The following is a 22,073-nucleotide window of genomic DNA, read 5'->3' as shown; positions in this document are numbered from 1 at the left end:
GCAGGCGGGCGCAGGGCCTCCGGGCGGAGGTGCGCTTGGCACGGGTGTTTTTCTCTTCCTGATTACTCATAAGCAAGGAGCAGTCGCTGGTAGCGGCTGCTCCTTGTCTTTTGCCCGTTTTGGCCTGTTCCATATCAAAACAATATATCGAAATACAAAACTGGTATTTCCCAAAGGCATTGGCATTTTTTATAATGATACTGACTTATACGACCCCTGCTCTCATACAGAATGCCAGGGCAGGGGAGCCGGAGAGAAAGGGGGCGCAGTTTGGCTCCGGTGTGTAAAGCCAGCTTTTTACATTCGCAATCATGGATGTAGAGAGAGTTCCACCAACTTCGCTGAAAAGAAACACAAGCGAAACGGAAAAGAAAAGAGGTATGTTATGAGTAATAGTCCCGAAAAGAAGGGCGTAAGCGCCATTGACTTTTTCTGTATTGGGTTTGGCGCCATCGTCGGGGTCGGCTGGGCCGTGTCTATCAACGGCTGGATGACCAACTGCGGCGGCCCTGTGCCCGCCGGTATCGGCTATCTGCTGTGCCTGATCATGATGGTCCCTGTGGCTCTGTGCTACTGCGAGCTGGTGCCTATGATGCCCGTTGCTGGCGGCGGCATGGCCTTTGCATTTAAGGCCTTCAACGATAAGATTGCCACCATCTCCGGCTGGGCCGCATTTGGTGCTTTCGTGTTTATCATCCCCTGGGAAGCCATCCAGATCACCGACGTGCTGGGCTATCTGATCCCCAGCCTGAAGGAAGGCAACCCCCTGTACAGTGTGATGGGTTCTGACGTTTACCTGTCCACCATCATCATCGGCGTGGTGTGCTCCGTGGTGATTTTCGCCATCAACATGAGAGGCCTGGCCTCCGCCGCCCTGCTGCAGAAGGTGCTGTGCATCTTCCTCATCGGCTGCGCCATCGTGGGCGCCATTGCAGCCCTCGTCGGCGGCAATCCGGAAAACCTCAAGCCCATCTATAGTGTTTCCGATCCCACCATCTATGGCACTGCCGAAGGCCTGAAGTCTGTTTCCCATAACTCCATGTTCGGCGGCTGCTTCGCCATCGTGTCCCAGGCGGCCTTCTTCCTGGCTGGCTTTGAGACCATCCCCCAGGGCGTTGAGGACGCCGGCGGCGACATCAAGGGCGTGGGCAAAACCGTGGTTCTGTCCGTGTCCATGGCTTGTATCTTCTATGCCCTGCTGCTGTTCTGCTTCGGCTACGGCTATGATTGGCAGGAGTTCGCACATCTGCCCCGTCCCGCTGCCGCTTCCATGTTCCCCCTGCTCTTCCCCGGCACTGCGGGCACTGTTCTGTACTGGGTTCTGACCATCGGCGCTGTTGCCGGTCTGTTCACCACCTGGAACGGCTTCTTCACCGCTTCCGCCAACCTGCTCATGGCGATGGCCCGTGGGCGTCTGATCCCCAAGCTGTTCGCCAAGCAGAACGCCAACGGTGTTGCGGTCAACGGCCAGATCGTCTGCCTGGTTCTGTCCCTGGCCGGTCCCTTCGTGGGCGCCAACATGATCGACCCGCTGACCACCTTCTCTGCCGCAGCCTTCATGCTGTCCTGGACCCTCACTGCTTGGTCCCTGGTGCTGCTGCGGAAGAACCATCCTGAGATGGAGCGCCCCTACAAGATCCCCGGCGGCATGGCCATGGGCCTGTTCGCGGCCATCTTGATGACGGTCATCCTGGTGTGCGCGTTCATCCCCGTCAGCCCCTTCTACGTAACGGATATGGCCGTGAAGATGTTCATCATCTGGATGGTCATCGGCCTCGTGTTCTACCTGGTCTCTGGCGGCCAGCGCAAGGGCTTGTCTGAGGCTGAGCTGGAAGCAGGCGTCTTTGGTGAGAAGAACGGATGATTTTACAGTCCCTCTTACATAAGCTGAACGGATGTAGGTCAATGTAGTTGGCCCAAAACGAATCAGCTTAGCAAGATCGTGTAACAAGAGACCCCGGAGGGTGTGCCCTCCGGGGTTTCTTTCTGTCATGCTATCTTAGGCAGCTGCCGGGTCTGCCGGGCCATCATCACGGCCACATACACCGCCACCAGCAGCTCCGCCAAGGGTACCGCCAGCCACAGGGCGTTGGCCCCTGCCACAGCGGGGAGGAGGTAGATGAAAACGCCGCTGACCACTGCACCTCTGGCCACAGAGACGATAAAGGAAGTGGTAGGCTGCAATAGGGCCTGGAAGTAGTAGGTGGAGAACACGTTGAAGGGCAGCAGCAGAAAGCCCAGGGCATAGCTGCGGATGATGCCAGGGGCCACCGCCAGGATTTCCGGGGTGGGGGCCATAAAGAGGCGCACGAATAGGTTGGGGAAGAGCACGGACAGGGCAGTCCAGAGGAGGCCGAAGAAAGCCGCTGTCCCCAGGGCATACTTGAGCAGGGCGCGGATCCGCCCCCCCTGCCGGGCGCCGAAGTTGGCGGAGATGATGGGCTGCGCCGCCTGGCCGATGCTATAGGCGCAGCAGGTGACGAAGGTGCCGACATTGATGAGGATGCCGTACACCGACAGGGCGTTGGTGTCCAGGTAGGCCAAAATCTGCCGGTTGATCATCATCGCCAGGATGCCCATGGCGATGTCCACAAAAAAGGAGGAGAAGCCCGTGACGCAGATGGAGCGGAACATGGAGAGGAATTGGCTGGGTTTTACCAGGCGCAGGGTGTTTTTCCTGCTGCGGAAGTGGGTACACATCAGCACCACCGAGAGCAGGGAACCCACCGAGGTGGCCAGCCCCGCCCCTAGGATGCCCATATCCAGGGTAAAGATGAAAAAGTAGTCCCCAAAGATGTTGAACACGCCCCCAAAGAGCACCGCCTTGGTGGCCAGGCCGGGGTTGCCGTCGTTGCGGAGAAAGGCCGCCAAGAGCTGGGAGAACATGAAGCTGGGGACGGCAAACTTTACCGGCAGCACATACCGTCGGGCCAGGGGCAGCAAGGTCTCCTCCGCCCCGAAGAGCCGGAGCATGGGGGCGTCCCAGAAGATCACCAGCAGCCACACCAGGGTGGCCAGCAGGGCCATCCCCAGCAGGGAGGTGGTGAAGTAGGCGTTGGAGCGTTTCACATTCCCCTCTCCCCGCAGGGTACCGAAGAGCACCGAGCCGCCAATGCCCACCAAAAGCCCTAAGCCATAGATGATATTCCAGATGGGGCTGATCACCGCCAGGGCGGCGGCACCGTCTGGGCCGTGGTACTGACCCACCATCACAGCGTCCACGATGCCGTAGATGGAGACAATGATGGTGCTGCCGAAGGCGGCGTACAGGTAGCGGAAATAGAGGGGACGTATCTTGGCCGTGAGGAACTCCATAGGGGCCAGCTCCTTTCTGTCTATAAAAAGGGCTGGACAGGTCTCAGGCATTCCAGCCTGTGCCTTATCCAGCCCATCATTTCCAACGAATGATTTGCCCTCCGAGCAAGTGAGGCCATTTTACAGGAAGGGACAGAAAATGTCAAGGGGTCGGGGCAGATTGTAGTGCTTTGGTGAGAAAAGAAGTTGGCAGGATTGCGGAAGTGTGCTATACTGGCAGCAGTAAAAATTTTATGAGGAACCGAGGGTATTGTATTATGGAACTGCTGGAATTGAAGGAAGAAACCGTGGCCCAGGAGACCGTGTATGAGGGCATCATTGTCAACGTCCGCCGGGACCAGGCCCGTCTGGCCGACGGCCGGGTCACCAACCGGGAGGTCATTGAGCACCCCGGCGGGGTGGCCGTGTTCGCGGTGGATGAGCAGGAGCGGGTGATTATGGTCCGCCAGTTCCGCTACCCCATGGGGGAAGTGGTGTTGGAGCTCCCCGCCGGGAAGCTGGAGAAGGGGGAGGACCCCCGGGACAGCGGCCTGCGGGAGTTGGAGGAGGAGACTGGCCTGCGGCCGGGGACCTTCCAGTCCATGGGATGCAGCTACTCTTCTCCGGGCATCCTAGAGGAGAAAATCCACCTGTATTTTGCCAAGGACCTGGTCCAGGGTCCCTGCCACCCTGACGACGGGGAGTTTTTGGAGATTGTCCGGGTACCCTATCAGGAGCTGTTGGAGATGGCCCGCAAGGGGGAGATCAAGGACGGTAAGACCTTGGTGGGCATCTTGAAGGCGTCCTTCCTCATGGGAAAGCTGTGAGGCTGGGCCGCCAGACTTTGAATGCGTAGGAGAGGCAGAGAGAACGTATGGACAGGAAGCAGACCGTCCTCATCGTGGAGGACGAAAAGAATATCGTGGATATCCTCCGCTTTAACCTCCAACGGGAGGGCTACGAGACCTTGGAGGCCTACGACGGCGTGACGGGGTTGCAGCTGATTCTGGCGGAGAAACCGGACCTGATCCTGCTGGACCTGATGCTGCCGGGGATGAACGGCTTCGAGGTGTGCAAAACCGTCCGGGACAAGGGATTGAACACCCCTGTGCTCATCATCACCGCCCGGGAGGCGGAGCAGGATAAGATTCTCGGGCTGGGCCTGGGGGCTGACGATTATATCACCAAGCCCTTTTCTGTACGGGAGCTCATGGCCCGGGTGAAAACCAACATCCGCCGCCAGGTTATGACCAGCGGCCAGAGTGCCCCTGGCAGCCGTATGGATTTCGGCCGGGTGGTGGTGGATAAGGGGGCTGGCATTGCCACCAAGGACGGCACCGACCTAGAGCTCACCCAGCGGGAGTTCGACCTTTTGACCTATCTGGCCTCCAACCCCGGCCGGGTGTTCTCCCGGCAGGAGCTGATGGAACGGGTGTGGAACTATGAGGGCTATGTGGGGGATGTCCGGGGGGTGGATGTGGCCATCCGCCGCTTGCGGGAAAAGCTGGAGGACGACCCCGCCCAGCCACGGTTTATCCTCACCCGCCGGGGGGCGGGGTATCTCTTCCAACATGAGTAAGCGTAAGGGAGTGTGACGCCCGTGCTGCGAAGCCTGCACATGAAGCTGGTGTTGATTATGATCCTGCTGGTGGTCTGCTTGATGACCATTGCCGGGGCCTTTCTCACCAGCTCCATCAACCAATTTTATCTCAACGAATTTTACTCCCAGATGTCCGGGGTCTTTCAGGACACAGAGCTGGTCCGGGACCTCACCATCCAGACCGAGGGAGAGGAGGACGGAGGGCTTGCCATGGAGCAAGTCCTCAAGGCCTATATGGGCGCCCTGGGGGTGGATGGCCGGAACCGGAACTACTTCGTTCTCAGCGGTGGGGACCTGCGCTATCTGGCCGGGTCTGATGACGAGGAGGGGGCGGACTTGGAGGTTACCCCCAACTTGCTCATCGCCCTGAATGAGAAGCGGGAGGGCAGCGAGAGCGACCCCACTGCCGGTTACATGGACTTGGCGATCCCCGTCCACCGGGGGGGACAGGACTACATCATCTATATTCTGGACAGCCAGAACAACCTGCGCCAGCTCAACAGCGAAATCTTCCGTCTCATCATTGAAGCCCTGGGCTTTGGACTGGTGATTTCCGTGCTGCTGTCCTTCCTCCTCTCCCGCACCATGGTGACCCCCATCCGGGCCCTGACCCGTGGGGCCAAGCGGGTGGCCGAGGGGGACTTCGGCCATGAGATCCAGGTGGAGTCTCATGACGAGATCGGCGTACTCACCGGCACCTTCAACGACATGGCTGGACAGCTGAAAACCACCCTGGAAGAGGTGGAGAACGAGCGCACCAAGCTCAGCACCCTCTTCCTCCACATGACCGACGGGGTGGTGGCCTTCGACCGGGACGGGGAGGTCATCCACGCCAACCCGGCGGCGGAGGACATGCTAGGCCAGTCCATCCCCATCGGCGGCCCCATCCGTTACTTTGACCTCTTTGGGGAGATCACTGCTTTAGAAAAGGTGCTGAACTTGGAGGGGGATTGTCTGGAAAGCGAGATGGTCCGGGAGGACCGAAGCCTCCTCCTCCTTCTGGCTCCCTTCGACCGGGAGAAGCAGGCGGGGGTCTTGGTGGTGGTCCACGACGTGACCCAACAGGTGAAGAACGAGACCACCCGCCGGGAGTTTGTGGCCAACGTTTCCCACGAGCTGCGCACCCCCCTGACCAACATCCGCAGCTATGCAGAGACCATGGCGGAGACCCCGGACCTGCCCCCGGAGATGACGAAAAACTTCCTGGGCATTATCCTGGGGGAGAGCGACCGGATGACCCACATCGTCCAGGACCTGCTTACCCTCTCCCGCTTCGACTCCGGCTACAGCCAGCTTACCCTGACCCTCTTCCCCTTTGGGGAGGTGCTCCGGGATAGCTGCCAGGCGGTGCGCCTGGACGCAGAGCACCATGGCCACAGCTTGGAGCTGGTGGGGGACAGGAACCTGCCCAACATCCGGGCGGACCGGGAACGGGTGCTGCAAGTGATTATGAACATCCTCTCCAACGCCATCAAATACACCCCCGACGGCGGCCACATCCGCATGACCGCCGGTTGGCGGGAGGACATGGTGTGGGTGGAAGTGGCCGACGACGGCATCGGCATCCCTGACGGGGACCGGGAGCGGATTTTTGAACGCTTCTATCGGGTGGACAAGGCCCGCTCCCGGGAGTCCGGGGGGACAGGCCTGGGGCTGTCCATCGCCCAGGAGATCGTGGCCCGCCATGAGGGCAGCCTCACCCTGGTGGACAGCGACGGCCCCGGCACCACCGTGCGCATGGAGCTGAAGATCGGAGGGCCGGAGGCATGACGGCCAAGAGACGCCGGCTGGACCGGCTGCAAAACCTCCTCATCCTCCTGCTGGTCTGCTCGGCCCTGGTGCTCATCGGCCGGACGGGACTATTTCAAAGCACCCTGGGCCAGGAACGTGGTTTGGCGGGGGTGAGTGTCTCCGATGGCACGGAGACCACCGCCCTCTCCCAGAGTACCCCGGTGGCCCTGGCGGCCCAGGCTGGTGGGGAGCGGTACAGCCTCCAATATGACCAGGAGGCGGTGCGCGCTTGCTACACTGGAGGGCTGGAAGACCTGTTGGCCCAGGCCCTGACCACCATGGGGGATGCCGCCCAGGTGTCGGAACAGGACTGGCAGGCGGCGGTGAGCCAGGGGGAAAACTGGGTGTTCTATGACTTCCTCTACAACCTCTCCTTTTCGGGGAAAAACCAGGGCCAGGCCCGTTGCTTCCTGCTGACCTTCCACAATGGCCATGCCAACAGCCTCTACTATTATGTCAACCAGGACGGATACTACCGCGCCCCGGTGGATTCCAGCGGCTCCCCCAACAGCCTGCTGGGGGGGATGCAGGCTGTCGGCAGCCACTTTGCCTTTGAATTGGAGGAAGTGGAGCTGCCCTCTTACCAACTGGTGCGGGACCGCCCCCCCAACTGTCCGGTGTATGTCACAGCCAACCCTCTGGCGGGGCTGGACAACGACGGCCGGGGGGCCTTGTTGGAGCGCTTGTCCTTCAACCCCAAGGCGGTGTCTATCCATGAGACGGCGGACGGCACCCTGATCCACGAGGGGGCGGACAGCCTGCGCCTTCAGAAAAACGGCAAGCTCATCTACCACGGCGCGGAGAATGGGGAGGCCCGCTACCAGGCCCTTTCCGTCCGGGACCGGGACCTTCAGCGCAAGGCGGAAGAAATCCTCTCCCTGGTGTCTGTGGGCCAGGGGCAGCTGTGCTGCCAGGGGGTCACCAGCCTGGGGGACCAGGGGACGGAAGTGACCTTCTACTACCTCCTCAACGGGGCCCGGGTGAACCTCTGGGACAAGGACTATGGGGCACGCTTCGTCTTTCAGGGGAACAACCTGCTGTCCTATGAGATTTTCCTCCGGGACTACAGCCAGACGGAGCAGCGCTGTGCCATCCCCCCCCTGCGCCAGGCGGCGGCGGCGGCCCAGACCATGGGCCAGGGGGGCCGGGAGCTGCAAGTGTGTTACCAGGACAGCGGGGAAGAGTTTATTTACGCCCACTGGGCAGTGCGGGAGACGGAGTAAGGAGGCGGGAGCATGGAACGTTCCAAGTTAAAGCTGACAGTGATCCTCCTCCTAGCCATCCTCAATGTGGTGCTCCTGGGGAAGATCTTAGCCCAGGACCAGGCCAGCCGGGCCTATGCTGAGACGGGCCGGACCCAGGCGGTGGTCTATCTCCAAAACAACGGCATTGGGGTCCAGGAGGCTGCCGTCCCCTGGGAGAGCGGTTTGCGCAACAAACCGGCTGCGGAGCTGGTGCTCAATGGGGACCAGCTGCCGGAGGGGAAGCTCCCCCAGGCCTATGACATCCTGGAATTGCGGGGGGCGGAGACCTTGCTGACGCAATTCGTGGTGGGCTTGGCCTCCCTGGGGGAGACTTGTACGGCCATCCGGGAGATTCAGGAGGGATATTGGTATTCCAGCGATGGGAAGCAGGCCTTGCTAACGCCGGTGTGGCGGGTGGTAACGGACCGGGGGAGCTATCTGCTGGATGGCAATACGGGGACGTTGCGGCATCTTTATGAGTGAGAAAATAAAAGAAAACCGTGTCAGGATGGTTTGTCCTGACACGGTTTTGTGTTTCTATCTTTGATATTAGCCTTCCTCTTGGATGGCCTTGGCGTCGTCAATGGCCTTCTGCTGTGCGGCAGGGGGAGCCTCCTCATAGCGCACGAAGTGGAAGGAGAAGGAACCACGGCTCTGGGTGATGGAGCGCAGGTCGATGGCATAGGTGGTCATCTCAGCCATGGGCACCTCAGCTTCGAGGATTTGGTCCCCGTCGGGGGTGGGGTTCATGCCCATGACCCGGCCACGGCGCTTGTTCAGGTCGCCCATAACGTCGCCCAGATAGCTGTCGGGGATGGTGACCTTCAGCTCACCAATGGGCTCCAGAATGGTGGGGTTGGCGTTGGCGATGCCCTCTTTATAGGCCAGTTGTGCGGCGGTCTTGAAGGCCATTTCGTTGGAGTCCACGGGGTGGTAGGAGCCGTCGTACAGGGTGGCTTTCAGGCCCACCAGGGGATAGCCAGCCAACACGCCCCGGTTCACGGCGTCCCGCAGGCCCTTTTCCACGGCGGGGAAGAAGTTCTTGGGCACGGAGCCGCCGAACACTTCCTCGGCAAAGATCATTTCTTCGGATTCGTCCTGGGGCTCGAAGCGGATCCACACGTCACCGAACTGGCCGGAACCGCCGGTCTGCTTTTTGTGGCGGCCGTGGGCCTCCACGCTCTTGCGGATCTTTTCACGATAGGCCACCCGGGCGTCGGAGAGCTCAGCGTCTACGCTGAAGCGGCTTTTCAGGCGGGACACCAGCACGTCCAGCTGGATGTCGCCGGCGCCGGAGAGCACCACCTGGTGGGTCTCGGCGTTGTTGACGATGGTGAAGGTGGGGTCCTCCTCGTTCATGCGGATGAGGCCGGAGGCCACCTTGTCGTCCTGCCCCCGGGTCTTGGGGGAGATGGCCTTGGAGAAGCAGGGCTCGGCGAAGGGGATGGGGGCGGGCTTCACAGCGAACTTGGGGTCGCACAGGGCCTCGCCGGTTTTGAGGCGGTCCATTTTGCCGATGGTGCCGATGTCGCCGCAGATGATCTCCTTGACCTCGTCGTTCTTCTTGCCCTTCATGGTGTACAGGCGGCCCAGCTTTTCCGTGTTGCCGCTGGTGGTGTTCACCAGGCCCATGTCGGAGGTGAGCTTGCCGGAGAGGAGCTTGACGAAGGAGTATTTGCCATACTGGTCAGAGACGGTCTTGAACACAAAGGCCACAGTGGGGCCATTGGGGTCGCACTTGATCTCTACGGCCTCGCCGTTGTCATCCTGGCCCTGGACGGGGGCCACCTCATTGGGGGCGGGGGCCAGGTCCACGATGCAGTCCATCAGGTAGTTGGTGCCCAGGCCTGTGGCGGCGCTGCCGCAGACCACGGGGGCGATGCTGCCGTCCTTCACACCGGCTTTCAGGCCCTGGATGATCTCCTGGGCGCTGAGGCTGCCCTCGTCGAAGTATTTTTCCATCAGGGCTTCGTCCGCCCCGGCGGCAGCCTCCATGAGGGCGTCGTAGGCGGCGTCCACGTCCCCGGCGGCGTCGGCGGGGATGGGGGCCTCACCCTTTTCGTTGTAGGCTTTCTTGTGGAGCAGGTCCACGAAGGTGGTGACCACGCCGCCGGCCCCGACGATGGGGTGGACGATGGGGGTCACGGCGGTGCCGAACTTCTCCTTCAGGGCGTCCACGGTGCCGTTGAAGTCGGCGTTCTCCTCGTCGCAGCGGGAGATATAAATCATCCGGGGCATATTCCGTTCCCGGAGCATTTTCCAGGCCCGGTCGGCGCCCACGCTGAGGCCGTCCTTGGCGGAGCAGACCATCACGCCGGTGTCGGCGGCGTAGAGAGCGGAGCACACTTCACCGGCAAAGTCGAAGTTGCCCGGCGTATCCAGCACGTTCAGCTTGTGATCCCGGTAGGTGAGGGGGGCACAGGCCATGGAGATGGAGATCTGGCGCTTTACTTCCTCCTGGTCGTAGTCGCAGGTGGTGTTGCCGTCGGGAGTTTTGCCCAGGCGGTCAATGGCCCCAGTGAGGAAAAGCATGCTTTCAGCCAGAGAGGTCTTTCCGTTGCCGCCGTGGCCCAGCAGGCAGACGTTGCGGATCTTGTCGGTGGAATAGCTCATAACTGTGTTCTCTCCTTATTTAGACTAAAGCGGGAGGATTGGTCCCGCGCCATAACGGGGGAAATGGCTTCATAAGATTAAGTATACAACAAGAGGCAGGAACTGACAACAGAAAAAACAGAAAAAACGGGAAAATTTTTGGCAAAAGCGCCGGGACTTCCCCTCAATCCTCCCCGGGCGGGTCTTTCAGCTCCCGTTTGATACCGGCGGTGACCCGGTAGACGTCCTCTAAGGTGGTGATTTTGGAGATTTCTCCCTTCCAGTAGGCGGCGTGGGGCACACCCTTTAAGTACCAGGCATAGTGTTTCCGGGCTTCCAGACAGGCAATGCGCTCCCCCTTGTGTTGGGCGGCCAGCTCAAATTGGTGTACAGCTGTATCGCAGCGCACCGACAGGGGAGGCAGGGGGGGGATCTCCTGGCCGTGGATGGCCGCCAGGGCTTGCTGGAACAGCCAGGGGTTGCCAAAGACGCCTCGGGCCAGCATCACCCCGTCCGCCCCGGTATAGGATAGGATACGGGCGGCGTCCCGTCCAGAGAACACGTCCCCGTTGGCGATGAGGGGGATGGAGAGCTGTTGCTTCATCTCCCGGATGGCATCCCAGTTGGCGGTGCCGGCGTACATCTGCACCTTGGTGCGGCCGTGGAGGGTGATGGCCGCCACCCCCAGCCCTTCCAGGGCTTTGGCCAGCTCAAAACAGACGATGCTGCCCTTGTCCCAGCCCAGGCGCATTTTCACCGTGACCGGCTTGCCCCTGGCCCCCTTGAGGACGGCCTCGGCCACCTGACAGGCCTTGTCCAAATCCTTGAGCAGACCGGAGCCGTCGCCGTTGTTGGCGATCTTGGGCACAGGGCAGCCCATGTTGATGTCAATGAGGTCCGCTGTGGTCTCCTCTGCCACAATAGCGGCGGCCTCTTCCATGCAGCTGGGGTCGCTGCCAAAGAGCTGTACCCCGGCGGGGTGCTCCTCTGGGCCCAGCTCCATCAGGGGGCGGGTCTTTTTGTCCTGGTAGCACAGGGCCTTGGCGCTGACCATTTCACTAAAGGTGCAGCCTGCCCCCAGTGCCCGGCACACGGCCCGAAAGGCGATGTCCGTGACCCCCGCCATGGGGGCCAGGAGCAGGGGGGTGGGGAGGGGGATGGGACCGATCTGCATGGGGAACGCCTCACTTTCAAACAACAGGGGGTTTCCTGCATCTTACCATAAACCCTGGGGGTTTGACAAGTGGGCGGATTGTTGCTATAGTGTGGGAACTAGGTTCAAAAGCTTGGAGGGAGCAGGAGATGAGGGAGAAAGAGACCCCGGTGAAATCCCGGCCCAAAGACCACATCCTCCGGCGGCTGTATGCGGAGCTGCGTTTTTCTGGGGAGAGCCTGCGCATCAACGGCCGTGCCATGGTGTTTGCCCTGGCGGTGGGGGTGGTGGTGGGCCTGTGCGGTGGCAGCTTCGTCTACCTGCTGGGCCAGGCGGAGCTGCTGTGCAACGACAGTGCTTGGGCATCGCTGCTGCTGCCCTTGGCGGGGCTGGTGGTGGTGTGGCTTTACCGCCGGGGCGGCATCAAAACCGCCGGGGGGACGGACCTGATCGTCCAGGCAGCCCGGGGGGAACAGCCGGTGTCCCGGCTGCTGGCCCCGGTGATTTTCCTCTCCACCCTGCTCACCCACGCCTTTGGCGGCTCCTCGGGACGGGAGGGGGCGGCCTTACAGCTGGGAGGGTCCCTGGCAGAGCTGGTGCGCAAGGGTTTCCGGATTGGGGATGAGTTCTCAGACCTGGCTATCATGACCGGTATGAGTGCGGGGTTCTCCGCGGTCTTTGGCAACCCCATTTCTGCCGCTATTTTCGCGTTGGAAATCTCCTGCGTGGGCATCCTGCCCTTGGGGGCTATGTTTCCCTGCGTGGTGGCCTCCCTCACCGCCAAGACCGTGGCCCGGACCCTGGGCAGCCGGGGGGTGAATTTTTACATCCACTCCCCCGGCGCGGATTTGCTTTTTTATGGCCAGGTTTTGATTCTGGCCGCTGCCTGCGGCCTGCTGAGTATCCTGGTGTGCTATACTTTTTCCGGGATACGCACCGGGCTGGAACGGCTGCTGCCCAACCCCTACCTCCGGGTATTGGCCGGGGGGAGCGTGGTGGTGGTGCTGACCCTGCTGATGGGCACCAAGCTGTATTTGGGCACCGGGGAGGGCATCATTGCCGCTGCCATCAACCGGGGGGAGGGCCATCCTCTGGACTTCTTGTTGAAGCTCTTCTTCACCGCCCTGACCTTGGGGGCGGGGCTGAAGGGGGGAGAAATCGTCCCCTCCTTCGCCATTGGCGCGGCCTTTGGCTGTGCCGTTGGCCCCTTGCTGGGCCTGCCTGCCCACTACGCCGCTGCGGTGGGGATGATCGCCCTGTTTTGCGCCGTGACCAACTGTCCCCTCACCGCCCTGGTGCTGAGCTTTGAGGTGTTCTCCTTCTGCAACGCCGGGGGGTTCCTTTTGGCGGTGTCCGCCAGCTTCCTGTTCTCCGGCTATGGGGGGCTGTACGCCAAGCAGAAGTTTGCCTTTTCCAAAACGGCAGACGCCGGGGGGACCCTCCACTATTCCAGGGACCACCGCCCCCCTAACGCCCCCAGATAAAATTCCCTAGGTTCTGTGGGCCTCCTCTGGTAAAATGCCTTCCATACTTTACCAGAGGAGGAAACGCCTATGAAGTATGTGTGGAAGGGAATGGCCACCCTGGCTGTCACCCTGCTTGTCCTCAGCGGCTGTGGTGGGGAGGCACCGGAAGCGGCCCAGGTACCAGAGCCGGCGGAGGACCAGCTCCGGGCGGGGGTCACCCAGGAGCTGGAACGGATCAAAGCCCTGAGCCGGGGCACCATGGGGGGCCTGGGGTCGGAGACGGTGGTGTCCCTAGAGGACTACACCGTAGACCCCCAGGCCCTGATCCAGGCGGCCATGGCCGAGTTTGATTACCGCATTGAGCAGGTGGCCCTCAACGAAGGGGAGACTGCCGCCGATGTGACCATGCGTTTCACCATCAAGCCCACGGGCAAGGCGCTGGTGGGGTGGTTGGAGTCCCAGGACCGGGCTCAGCTCTCCGACCTGGCTACCCTGCCCAAGGAAGAGCTGGGGCGGCAGCTCCGGGTGGACCTGGTAAAAGCCATCCACGCGGCCCCGGCGGTGGAGACCAGCTTGGTGCTGCCCTGGGCCTACATAGAGGGGTGCTGGACCCTCACCCAGGAGGGACAGGAGGCCCTTACCGCTCTGTTTTTGGGAGAAGGGGTTTGACGGCTCAAAAAACTTTTTGGAACGCACTGCATAATCTCCCCTGCCTGCGCCAAACTAGCTCCTGAGGTGATAAAACATGACCGAAAAGGAACTTTTGTATGTGGAAGATGCCCTGGGCCATGAGCAGTACTTCCAAACACAGTGCAAGCAGACGGCCCAAGACCTGAAAAATGCCAAGCTCCGCGCCTGCGTGGAGGACATGGCCAAGAAGCACCAGCAGCTCTTCCAGAGCTTCTATGACCTGCTGTAAGGGAGGGACGGACAGTGAACGACAAGAACCTGATGGAGAACATCCTCTTATTGGAGAAGGGCGGCTGCGACCTTTTCCTCCACGGCACCATCGAGTCCGGTACGGAGAACGTACACCAGGCCTTCCAGACGGCCCTGAATGCCTCCCTAAACATGCAGGACAGCATCTACGATGAGATGACCGACATGGGCTGGTATCCTACCCAGCAGGTGGAGCAGAAGAAAATCAACACCGTGAAACAGAAGTTCAGCGCCCAGAGCCAGAGCGCGCAGTAAACAAGTCAGGGCCGGCAGCAAAGCTGCCGGCCCTTAGCGTATCAAGGTCCTGTAGAAACTATGCCTGCAGGCCGGTGGTACAGCTTACAGTCCGCTTGCCCACGCAACCACAGCGTCGGTGTTGTCCTCTGGTTCTCCATCCACCTTCAGGACGGGGCAGACCAGATTTCCACCGCACTCCGTGACTTTTTTGCTCAGAATGTCCGCGGCCCAGCAGAAATAATCCTCATAATTTTCCTTGTCTCCCAGGCCAAAGACGGCTACATTTTTCCCCTTGAGCAATGCGGGGGTCATCCTGTCCTGATAGTAGGGGATGAAATCCTCTTGCAGCTCGCCCAGGCCCATGGTGGAGCAGCCGTACAAAACCAGGTCAGACTCTGCCACGACGCTGTCGTCCTTCACGTCAGTGACATAGACCACCTGAACATCATAGCCTTGCATGGTTTCTGCGATTTTGTTGGCCACCGCCTCTGTGTTACCGGTGGTGCTGCCAAAGATAATTGTTGCTTTCTTCATTTGAGAACACTCCAATCTAGTTAGTTGATGCTAACTGGTATACAGAGATATTAGCATAGGCTAACTGAATTGTCAAGAGGAAAAATACATCCGGCAGGTCCACTTGCATGAAAAAACGCCGGCAGGAGGCGGTTCGGGCATCCTGCCGGCGGCTATGTTTCCCTATTTTTGCCCCTTGGTGAGCATGGACAGCAAGCGCTCCATCTGCCGGATTCCCGCACTCTGGGAACGGATGATGGACTGAAGGATGGGCTGCAATTCCTCGCACAGGGGGAAGCGCAAGGCGTTGTCCGCCATCTGGATGGCCCCCTGGTGGTGGGGGATCATCTCCCGGATGAAGTTGGCGTTGATGTCGTTGGTGGCTTTGGCCTGGGCCATCCGGCAGAACATTTGGCGGCTGACTTGCTCGAACTGACGGGCGTAGAGCCCCAGGTCTTGGGGGCTGCTGGTGCAGGCCATGCAGTGCTCCAAGGCGGCTTCCATGGCGGCAATGCTCTGGTTCTGCTCTTGGATGATACCCTGGGCCACCTCTTGCAGGGGGACGAAGGTGGTGTAGTGCAGGATATTCTGGGCCATTTCTATGGCCCCCTGGTGATGGGGGATCATCTGGACGATGAAGTTATAGGAGACGCTGTCCCGCAGGGCCGCGCTGGTCATCCCCTCCTCCATCTGGTCCAAGATCTCATAGAAGTTGCTCAAATAGGTTTTCGTGACGTTGCTGAATGTCTGGGACATAGGTACTCGACTCCTCTCTGCCCCCATTGTATGGGGGAGAGAGAAAAATGTGCTATAGAGCGGGGGGATGAGGAATCCTGGGGTTCAAGGCCGGTTGTTGTCCCCCATTCACACAGGGCATCCCCAATAGGGATCAGGGACAGGGTGCAACTGAAGCCTGTGTCCCCCAGGTGTTCCTGTGCAATGCATCGTTCCAGCATGGTAGAGGCGCTTTCCTTTGGGTAAGTGTCACACCTAAAGGTGCGTACTTGATTTTTGTTCTGTTCTTGTTACAATCATATCATTGACTGTGGGGGTACGTCAAGCTCCACAAATACGGGAGGTAGAGCTTTATGAGCGGGAATATCGTTATTTTGAATGGCAGCCCTCGGAAGAAGGGGAACACAAGCACCTTGGTGCAGGCGTTCCGGGAGGGGGCGGAGAGCGCCGGACATCAGGTGACGGAGCTTTTCCTGGGGGATTTGGAAATCCACGGCTGCAAGGGTTGTTTTGGCGGACATAGCGGCAAGGAGTATCCCTGCGTGCAGCGGGACGGCATGGAGAAGCTATACCCGGCGGTGCGAGACTGTGACGTGATCGTGCTGGCGTCCCCGCTGTATTACTGGAGCCTGAGCGGCCAACTGAAAACGGCCCTGGACCGGCTGTTCGCCCTGGAGGAGGCGGAGGGCAATCTCCTTCGGGGGAACGGCCGCTCCTGCGCCCTGCTGATGGCGGCGGAGGGCACTGGCTTTGACGACGTGGTTCTGTACTACGACCATCTCATGGAGCATTTGCAGTGGAAGGACCTGGGCAAGGTCCTCTGCGGCGGTGTGATGGAGGTGGGGGATATCACGGGCAGAAGCGAGCTCCAGGACGCTTACGCTTTGGGGCGATCCATCACCTAAGCACAGAGAAAACACAAAAACAGGTCATCCAAACGGTGGGACAACACCGTTTGGATGACCTGTTTTTTCTGCCGGGAGCCCTCAGCCCCTGGCGAAATATTCCCTGGTCTGCTCCACGTTGTGGGCGATCTCTGCCTTGAGGGCGTCGAAGGAGGGGAACTTGCGCTCCTCCCGGAGGTATTCATAAAACTCCATCTGAATCTTCTGGCCGTAGAGGTCCCCGTCGAAGTCCAGGATGAAGCCCTCGATGGTCAGTTCCAGCCCGTCGTCTACCGTGGGGCGGTTGCCCACATTGGTGACGGCGATGTGCTCTTGTCCGTTTTCCAGCCGTACCCTGGTGGCATAGACCCCCTTGGCTGGGGCCAGGACGTTCTGTCCCAGCTTCAGGTTCACCGTGGGGAAACCCAGGGTGGTGCCCAGTTTCTTCCCGTGGGACACATGGTCGCTGAGGGTATAGGGATGCCCTAAAAACTCGTTGGCCCGCTGGATTTCCCCTTGGGCGATGAGGGAGCGGATATAGGTGGAGGAGACGGTGATGCTGTCCTGCTCCACCTTGGGGATGATGTCACAGCCAATGCCCAGCTCCTTGCAGGTCTCCTGCAAGCGCTGGGGGTTGCCCTCCCCCTTATAGCCAAAGTGGTAGTCGTGTCCGGCCACCAGGTGGACGGCGTGTAGGTTATGCACCAAGGTTTCCTCTAAAAAAGTCCGCCAGGGCTGCTTCATGAAGTCCGGGGTGAAGGGTTGGACGATCACGTCCTGGATGCCATAATAGTGGCGCATCAGGTCTGCCCGGTCCTCCGGGGAGGAGATCAGGGGCGTGGGCTTGCCCAGGATCACGTCCTGGGGATGGGGGTCGAAGGTAAAAGCAGCGGGGACAGCGCCTGTGGCCTCGGCCACCTCGGCGGTCCGGTGCAGCAATGCGCCGTGGCCTTTGTGGACCCCGTCGAAAAAGCCCAGGGCAATGACTCGTGTTTGCTCGTCCATAGTTACACCTCGAAAAAGCTCTTGATGGTTGTCAGACGGCCCCGCTCTAGCCGGGCCAGGGCCAGGAATTCCTGCCGGGAGCTGTAAACCCGATAGGTTCCGTCGCGCCCGTCCAGGGAGAGGGGGCTGCCGTTGCGCAGCCGCTTCTCCGCCGCGCCCTCTTTCAAAAGGAGGATGGGATGGCCGGCGAAATAGCTGTCCACCGGCAGCAGCAGGGCGGTGGGATCCTCTGCCTGGGCCACCTGCTCTAAGGTTACAGCCTCGTTTAGGGAAAAACCTGCCGAGCGGGTCCGCCGCAGGGCGGCCAGGGTGCCACCGCAGCCCAGGGCCTGTCCGATGTCGTGGCAGAGGGTGCGCACATAGGTCCCCTTGGAGCACAGCACCCGGAGGGTGAAGTCCGTGGGGGAGGGCTGGTCCAGCAGTTCCAGTTCGTGAATGGTGATGGGCCGGGGAGTCCGCTCCACCTCCTGGCCCCGACGGGCCAGCTCGTAGAGCTTTTTCCCCTCCCGCTTGATGGCGGAGTACATGGGCGGGACCTGTTGGATGTCCCCCCGAAAGCCCGCTAGGGCTTCCTCCACCGCCTCCCGTGTCGCGGTGATGGGTTGGGTGGAGAGGATGGTGCCGGTGATGTCCTGGGTGTCGGTGACAGTCCCCAGGCGCAGGGTGGCCAGGTATTCCTTCTCCCGTTCCGCGGCGAACTCCACCGCCCGGGTGGCCCGCCCCACAAACACCGGCAGGACACCGGTAGCCATGGGGTCTAGGGTTCCTGCGTGGCCGATGCGCCGCTCATGGAGAAGCCCCCGGAGCTTGGCCACCACGTCATGGGAGGTCCAGTCCCCGGGCTTGTCGATGATGAGGATGCCGTTAGCCATGGCGCACCGCCTGGATGGCCTCCATCAGGGCGTCGTGGACCTCCTTGGGGGAGCCGGGGATCATGCACCCTGCCGCCGCTGGATGGCCGCCCCCGCCAAAGCGGGCGCAGACGGCGGAGGCGTTGAGGCTCTTCCCGTCGGTGCGCAGGGAGACCTTACAGCCCCCCTTTGGCAGCTCCTTAAGGGTTACAGCATTTACTACCCCGGACAGCAGGCCGATGAAGGAGGAGATGTCGTCTAAATCCTCCTCGGTGGCCTTTAAGTCCTGGACAAGGGCCTGGGTGACGTAGGCAAAAGCCAAGGTACCCTCCTCCTCCAAGTCCATTTCCTCCACCAGGCGGCTCTCCACCAGGATACGGGTACGGCTCTTGATTCGGAAGTGGCGCTTGTTCACCCACTGGGTATCACAGCCGGATTCCATAAGCGCGGCGGCAATGCGGTGGGTCTGGGGGGTGGTGTTGGAGTAGACGAAACAGCCCGTATCCGTAGCGATGGCCATATACAGGGGAAGGGCAATCTCCGGGGTGATGGAGACGTTCAAAAGGCCGAAGATACGAAACAGCAGTTCCCCGCAGGCAGCACAGCTGGGGTCTACACAGTTGTTTTGCGCATACCCCTCGTTGGAGCCGTGGTGGTCCAGTGCCAAGACAATCTTGTCCTGGTAGGGCTTGGCGCTTTTGGGGAGCATCCCCAGGGAGGCGGTGTCCACGCTGACCACCTGTTTGGGCACAAAGCCTTTTGGGGCCAGCACCCCTTCAAAATAGGGGTCAAAGAGATGGTGGGCGTCCTCGTTGGGAAGGACGTAGGCGGCCTTGCCCAACTGCCGCAGGGCCAGGCACAGGGCCACGGCACAGCCGATGGTATCCCCGTCCGGGCGGCGGTGGGTGAGGATGAGCACGTCCTCTAGCCCGCCCAGGAGGGCGGCGGCTTCTCGCTCAGTCATGGTGCTCCTCCGCCTCCTTGCGCTCAATGTCGTTGAGCAGTTTTAGGATATGTGCGCCCTGGTCAATGGAGTCGTCCTCCTGGAAGATCAGCTCCGGGGTGTGGCGCAGGGAGAGGGCCCTCCCCAGCTCCCGGCGCAGGTAGCCCCCAGCCGAGCGCAGGCCCTTCAAGACCTCCTTGCCGTCCTCCTTGTTCAGGACACTGACGTATATTTTCGCGTAGTGGAGGTCCGGGGTGGTGTCCACCCGGACGATGGACACCAGGCCGTGGACCCGTGGGTCCTTCACCGAGCGCAGCAGGTCGCTGAGCTCCCGTTGGATCTCCTCGTTGATGCGTCCGATTCGATTGGAGGCCATAGGATCACACCTCGATCTGCTCCATCACGAAGGCTTCAATGATGTCGCCCACCTTGATGTCGCTGTATTTCTCAATGCTGATGCCGCACTCGTAGCCCTGGGCCACTTCCTTCACAGAATCCTTGAAGCGTTGGAGGGAGGCCACGTTGCCCTCGTGAATCACGATGCCGTCCCGCACCAGACGCAGCTGGGCGGAGCGCAGGATCTTGCCCTCGGTGACGTAGCAGCCGGCCACGATGCCCACGCCGGTGATCTTGTAGACCTCCCGGACCTCCACGCTGCCCAAGGCCACTTCCTTGAACTTGGGGGAGAGCATGCCCTTCATGGCGGATTCCATCTCGTTGATGCAGTCGTAGATGACCCGGTACATCCGCATATCCACCTTGTTCCGGGCGGCGGAGTCCTTGGCGGCGGCATCGGGGCGGACATTGAAGGCCACGATGATGGCGTTGGAGGTGGAGGCCAGCATCACGTCGGATTCGTTGATGGCGCCCACGGCGCAGTGGATCACCCGCACCCGGACCTCCTCGTTGCTCAGCTTTTCCAGGGAGCTCTTGATGGCCTCGGCGGAGCCCTGGACGTCGGCCTTGACGATGATGTTCAGGTCCTTCAGCTCGCCCTGCTGGATCTGAGAGAACAAATCGTCCAGGGTGACCTTCTGGCTTCCGGCGCTGGCGGCCATTTTGTTTTCATGCTTACGCTGCTCCACCAATTCCCGGGCCATACGCTCGTCGGCCACGGCGTGGAAGTCGTCCCCGGCGCCGGGGACCTCGCCCATGCCTGTGATCTCCACAGGGACGGAGGGACCGGCCAGGTTGATCTTCCGGCCTTTGGCGTCGGTCATGGCGCGGACACGGCCTACGGCAGTCCCGGCGATGATGACGTCCCCCTGGTGGAGGGTACCCTTCTGCACCAGCAGGGTGGCGATGGGGCCCCGGCCCTTGTCCAAACGGGCCTCGATGACGGCGCCGTGGGCGGAGCGGTTGGGGTTGGCCTTCAGCTCCCGCATCTCGGCGGTGAGGGCCACCATCTCCAGCAGGTTGTCGATGCCCATGCCGGTTTTGGCGGAGATGGGGCAGCAGATGGTGTCACCGCCCCATTCCTCTGTGACCAGGCCGTATTCGGTGAGCTGCTGCTTCACCCGGTCGGGGTTGGCTTCGGGCTTATCCATTTTATTGATGGCCACGATCACAGGGATTTCTGCGGCCTTGGCGTGGTTGATGGACTCCACCGTCTGGGGCATGATGCCGTCGTCGGCAGCCACCACCAGGATGGCGATGTCGGTAATCATGGCGCCCCGGGCACGCATGGCGGTGAAGGCCTCGTGGCCAGGGGTGTCCAGGAAGGTGATGGGCTTGCCCTTCACCTCCACCTGATAGGCGCCGATGTGCTGGGTGATGCCGCCGGCCTCGCCCTCGGCGACCTGGGAATGGCGGATATAGTCCAGCAGGGAGGTCTTGCCGTGGTCCACGTGGCCCATGACCACCACCACGGGGGCCCGGGAGACCAGGTCCTCTTCCTTGTCCTCGGCGGTGTCGATGAGCTTTTCCTCAATGGTGACAATGACTTCCTTCTCCACCTTGCAGCCCAGCTCTTCGGCGATGATGGCGGCGGTGTCGAAGTCGATGATATCGCTGAGGGAGGCCATGACGCCGTTCTTGATGAGGCACTTTACCACATCTGCCCCGGTCTTTTTCATCCGGGAGGCCAGCTCGCCCACGCCGATCTCGTCGGGGATTTTCACGGTGAGGGGGGTCTTTTTGGCGATCTCCAATTGGAGCCGGCGCATCTTCTCCTGCTCCTCCTGGCGGCGCTTGTTGCCAAAGTTCCCGCCCCGGCGCTGGTTGCCCCGGTTCTGGATCTTCTGCTTGCCGCTCTGCATCCGGTTGGCCCGTTCCGGGGCCAGCTTTTCCAGCTTTTCGTCGTATTTGTCCAGGTTGACGTCGCCGCCCTTGCGGGTGTCCACCAGCTTCTTTTCCGGCACGCGGGTGGTGGGCTTCTGGGGCTGGGGGGCCTCCGCCTTGGGGGCGTTGCCCTGGTTCTGGCGGGCTGCCTTGTCCTTGGTGGGTTCGGCCTTGGGGGCATTCTTGCCGCCCTTGGGGGCGGATTTGCCCTTGCCGTCCTTGCTGCCTTCGGCCTTATCCTTGCCCTTGCCGCTGTCGCCCTTGGCTGCCTTGGGCTTGGGGGCGGGGGCGTTGGCAAAGACGGTTTCCAGGCTTTCCACCTGGTTATGCTGGGTGAGATACTCAAAGATGATGGAGAGCTCCTTGTCCTCCAGCACCTGCATGTGGTTCTTGGGCGTGGTAGCGTACGTGCTGAGGATTTGGGTGATGTCCTTGGTCTGCTTCCCAAAATCCTTGGCTACCTCATGCACACGATATTTTTCAAAACTCAAATAAGCCACCTCCGTTATGGCCGCTGGGCGCTCTGGCCTGCGGCCTATGCCTCAC

At 61.1% G+C, this 22,073-nt stretch carries 21 protein-coding genes; 11 read left to right on the top strand and 10 right to left on the bottom strand.

Features of this window, described 5'->3' with window-relative positions; translation table 11 throughout:
- Positions 1-385 precede the first annotated feature (385 nt).
- Positions 386-1,864, top strand: a complete 1,479-nt coding sequence (locus ACTOZL_RS02235) for an APC family permease (protein WP_482476450.1) — start codon at positions 386-388, stop codon at positions 1,862-1,864.
- Between the two features lie 125 nt (positions 1,865-1,989).
- Here the strand turns inward: ACTOZL_RS02235 and ACTOZL_RS02230 are convergent, their stop codons facing one another.
- Positions 1,990-3,315: an MATE family efflux transporter gene (locus ACTOZL_RS02230; protein ID WP_482476449.1), complete on the bottom strand. Its 1,326-nt coding sequence runs from the start codon at positions 3,313-3,315 to the stop codon at positions 1,990-1,992.
- A 233-nt stretch (positions 3,316-3,548) separates the two neighbouring features.
- On the opposite strand from ACTOZL_RS02230, the gene ACTOZL_RS02225 reads away from it, so the two are divergent.
- The 5 genes from ACTOZL_RS02225 to ACTOZL_RS02205 are packed head-to-tail and all read left to right on the top strand — an operon-like array spanning position 3,549 to position 8,412.
- Entirely contained in the window at positions 3,549-4,121 is a 573-nt protein-coding gene (locus tag ACTOZL_RS02225) for an NUDIX hydrolase (RefSeq protein WP_482476448.1), read from the top strand.
- A 47-nt stretch (positions 4,122-4,168) separates the two neighbouring features.
- Positions 4,169-4,873, top strand: a complete 705-nt coding sequence (locus ACTOZL_RS02220; protein ID WP_482476447.1) for a response regulator — start codon at positions 4,169-4,171, stop codon at positions 4,871-4,873.
- Positions 4,874-4,894: 21 nt separating this feature from the next.
- Positions 4,895-6,664: an ATP-binding protein gene (locus ACTOZL_RS02215; protein WP_482476446.1), complete on the top strand. Its 1,770-nt coding sequence runs from the start codon at positions 4,895-4,897 to the stop codon at positions 6,662-6,664.
- The gene (locus ACTOZL_RS02210) at positions 6,661-7,908 is read left to right on the top strand and encodes a hypothetical protein (protein ID WP_482476445.1); all 1,248 of its coding nucleotides are present in this window, start codon (positions 6,661-6,663) and stop codon (positions 7,906-7,908) included. Before ACTOZL_RS02215 ends, ACTOZL_RS02210 begins: the two co-directional genes overlap by 4 nt.
- Positions 7,909-7,920: 12 nt before the next feature.
- Positions 7,921-8,412: a hypothetical protein gene (locus ACTOZL_RS02205; RefSeq protein WP_482476444.1), complete on the top strand. Its 492-nt coding sequence runs from the start codon at positions 7,921-7,923 to the stop codon at positions 8,410-8,412.
- Between the two features lie 66 nt (positions 8,413-8,478).
- On the opposite strand, the gene fusA is transcribed toward ACTOZL_RS02205, so the two are convergent.
- Together fusA and dusB are read right to left on the bottom strand one after the other, a co-directional pair.
- On the bottom strand, positions 8,479-10,542 hold the full coding sequence (fusA, locus tag ACTOZL_RS02200) for an elongation factor G (RefSeq protein WP_482476443.1): 2,064 nt from the start codon (positions 10,540-10,542) through the stop codon (positions 8,479-8,481).
- Between the two features lie 163 nt (positions 10,543-10,705).
- Positions 10,706-11,719: a tRNA dihydrouridine synthase DusB gene (gene dusB / locus ACTOZL_RS02195; RefSeq protein ID WP_482476442.1), complete on the bottom strand. Its 1,014-nt coding sequence runs from the start codon at positions 11,717-11,719 to the stop codon at positions 10,706-10,708.
- A 104-nt stretch (positions 11,720-11,823) separates the two neighbouring features.
- On the opposite strand from dusB, the gene ACTOZL_RS02190 reads away from it, so the two are divergent.
- From ACTOZL_RS02190 to ACTOZL_RS02175, 4 genes are all read left to right on the top strand, one after another.
- On the top strand, positions 11,824-13,158 hold the full coding sequence (locus tag ACTOZL_RS02190; protein ID WP_482476441.1) for a chloride channel protein: 1,335 nt from the start codon (positions 11,824-11,826) through the stop codon (positions 13,156-13,158).
- Between the two features lie 69 nt (positions 13,159-13,227).
- Positions 13,228-13,809, top strand: a complete 582-nt coding sequence (locus ACTOZL_RS02185; protein ID WP_482476440.1) for a hypothetical protein — start codon at positions 13,228-13,230, stop codon at positions 13,807-13,809.
- Between the two features lie 76 nt (positions 13,810-13,885).
- Positions 13,886-14,059 (top strand): hypothetical protein, encoded by a 174-nt coding sequence (locus tag ACTOZL_RS02180; protein WP_482476439.1) that lies wholly within the window; start codon positions 13,886-13,888, stop codon positions 14,057-14,059.
- Between the two features lie 14 nt (positions 14,060-14,073).
- Positions 14,074-14,334 (top strand): spore coat protein, encoded by a 261-nt coding sequence (locus tag ACTOZL_RS02175; protein WP_482476438.1) that lies wholly within the window; start codon positions 14,074-14,076, stop codon positions 14,332-14,334.
- An 84-nt stretch (positions 14,335-14,418) separates the two neighbouring features.
- Here ACTOZL_RS02175 and ACTOZL_RS02170 read toward each other — a convergent pair whose 3' ends face one another.
- Both ACTOZL_RS02170 and ACTOZL_RS02165 read right to left on the bottom strand, forming a co-directional pair.
- Positions 14,419-14,850 carry a flavodoxin domain-containing protein gene (locus ACTOZL_RS02170; protein WP_482476437.1) on the bottom strand — a complete coding sequence of 144 codons (432 nt, stop codon included), beginning with the start codon at positions 14,848-14,850 and terminating at the stop codon, positions 14,419-14,421.
- 162 nt (positions 14,851-15,012) lie between these two features.
- The gene (locus ACTOZL_RS02165; RefSeq protein ID WP_482476436.1) at positions 15,013-15,585 is read right to left on the bottom strand and encodes a DUF305 domain-containing protein; all 573 of its coding nucleotides are present in this window, start codon (positions 15,583-15,585) and stop codon (positions 15,013-15,015) included.
- 332 nt (positions 15,586-15,917) lie between these two features.
- Between ACTOZL_RS02165 and ACTOZL_RS02160 the strand changes: the two genes are divergently transcribed.
- Positions 15,918-16,469, top strand: a complete 552-nt coding sequence (locus ACTOZL_RS02160) for a flavodoxin family protein (protein WP_482476435.1) — start codon at positions 15,918-15,920, stop codon at positions 16,467-16,469.
- 81 nt (positions 16,470-16,550) lie between these two features.
- Here the strand turns inward: ACTOZL_RS02160 and ACTOZL_RS02155 are convergent, their stop codons facing one another.
- Genes ACTOZL_RS02155 through infB form a run of 5 tightly spaced genes read right to left on the bottom strand, consistent with a single transcriptional unit; the run spans position 16,551 to position 22,018 of the window.
- Positions 16,551-17,453 (bottom strand): bifunctional riboflavin kinase/FAD synthetase, encoded by a 903-nt coding sequence (locus tag ACTOZL_RS02155; RefSeq protein WP_482476434.1) that lies wholly within the window; start codon positions 17,451-17,453, stop codon positions 16,551-16,553.
- 2 nt (positions 17,454-17,455) lie between these two features.
- Complete coding sequence (gene truB / locus ACTOZL_RS02150; RefSeq protein WP_482476433.1) at positions 17,456-18,325, bottom strand: tRNA pseudouridine(55) synthase TruB; 870 nt, start codon at positions 18,323-18,325, stop codon at positions 17,456-17,458.
- Positions 18,318-19,268 (bottom strand): DHH family phosphoesterase, encoded by a 951-nt coding sequence (locus ACTOZL_RS02145; protein ID WP_482476432.1) that lies wholly within the window; start codon positions 19,266-19,268, stop codon positions 18,318-18,320. Before ACTOZL_RS02145 ends, truB begins: the two co-directional genes overlap by 8 nt.
- Positions 19,261-19,623: a 30S ribosome-binding factor RbfA gene (gene rbfA / locus ACTOZL_RS02140; protein ID WP_482476431.1), complete on the bottom strand. Its 363-nt coding sequence runs from the start codon at positions 19,621-19,623 to the stop codon at positions 19,261-19,263. The genes ACTOZL_RS02145 and rbfA overlap by 8 nt, the downstream gene beginning before the upstream one ends.
- A gap of 4 nt (positions 19,624-19,627) precedes the next feature.
- Positions 19,628-22,018: a translation initiation factor IF-2 gene (gene infB / locus ACTOZL_RS02135; protein WP_482476430.1), complete on the bottom strand. Its 2,391-nt coding sequence runs from the start codon at positions 22,016-22,018 to the stop codon at positions 19,628-19,630.
- Positions 22,019-22,073: the final 55 nt, after the last annotated feature.

It is taken from the genome of Evtepia sp. (assembly GCF_056797215.1).
Note: the sequence above shows the minus strand (reverse complement) of the source record. Positions and strands in the feature narration are given on the sequence as shown.